Origin of the sequence: Burkholderia sp. WAC0059 (genome assembly GCF_002870125.1) — a bacterium.
GTDB lineage: Bacteria > Pseudomonadota > Gammaproteobacteria > Burkholderiales > Burkholderiaceae > Paraburkholderia.
The window spans coordinates 1-1,167 of record NZ_PNEO01000059.1; the positions used below are offsets into that span (position 1 = coordinate 1).

The window sequence follows — 1,167 nt, forward strand, 5'->3', positions numbered from 1 at the left end:
CTAGTGTCCCGTTCCGTTATTAACTGATCTATATTCGCGTAGCATGTTGGCGTCAACGGAACGGGAGACGTCAACATGCCGATGGGACGACCGAAGGCCGAACTGGTGCTGAGCGAAGACGAGCGCTCGCAACTGATGTCGATTGCACGTTCCCGTTCGATTTCGGCGGCGTTGGTCATGCGGGCACGCATCGTGTTGGCAGCGGCTGACGGCGAGCCCAACAGCGCGATCGCGCAGCGTCTGCAACTCACGCGCGCCACGGTAGGCAAATGGCGCCTGCGGTTTCTGGAACAGCGCATCAATGGACTCTATGATGAAGTGCGCCCCGGCAAGCCACGCACGATCGACGATGAGCGACTGGCGCAGTTGATTCACAAGACCCTGCATACCAAACCCGCGGATGGTTCCACGCACTGGAGCATACGCACGATTGCCGCCGAAACAGCTATCTCGCCGACGAGCGTGCACCGTTACTTCAAGCTGCTGGGTCTGCAACCGCATCGCAGCGCAGGCTTCAAACTTTCGACCGATCCATCCTTCATCGAGAAATTGCGCGATGTGGTCGGCCTGTACCTGAGTCCGCCAGAGAACGCGCTGGTCTTGTGCGTGGACGAGAAGAGCCAGTGCCAGGCCCTTGAGCGTACGCAACCCATGCTGCCGATGGGCTTCGGCTACGTCGAGGGTGTCACGCACGATTATGTTCGTCACGGCACCACCACGCTGTTCGCCGCACTGAACGTGCTCAACGGTGCCGTACTCGCCACCTGCAAACCGCGTCATCGACATCAGGAATTCCTGTCTTTCCTGCGCGAAATCGACAAGGCTGTCCCGGTTGAGCTCGACGTGCACTGCATTGTGGACAACTACGGCAGTCACAAGCATCCGAAGGTCAAGGCGTGGCTGGCCGCACGCCCTCGCTGGCACATGCATTTCATTCCCACCTACAGTTCGTGGCTTAACCAGGTCGAACGCTTCTTTGCGCTGATCACCGACAAGGCGATCCGCAGAGGCTCGTTCAGTTCGGTCAAACAACTGATCAAGCGTATCGATCAATTCGTTTCTCACTACAACGAAAACTGCAAGCCATTCGTCTGGACCGCATCCGCCGACTCCATCCTTGAAAAGCTACACAGGCTTTGTTCGCGAATCAGCGGAACGGGACACTAG

General features: G+C 58.0%; 1 protein-coding gene. It reads left to right on the forward strand.

Annotation, left to right across the window (positions count from 1 at the left end):
- Positions 1–75 precede the first annotated feature (75 nt).
- A complete protein-coding gene (locus CY652_RS23690) occupies positions 76–1,167 on the forward strand; it encodes an IS630 family transposase (protein WP_102133128.1) in 1,092 nt (363 codons plus the stop codon).

Excerpts from the sequence above, each read along its gene's own strand:
- CY652_RS23690 (WP_102133128.1), top strand. The coding sequence starts at position 76 with ATGCCGATGGGACGACCGAAGGCCGAACTGGTGCTGAGCGAAGACGAG.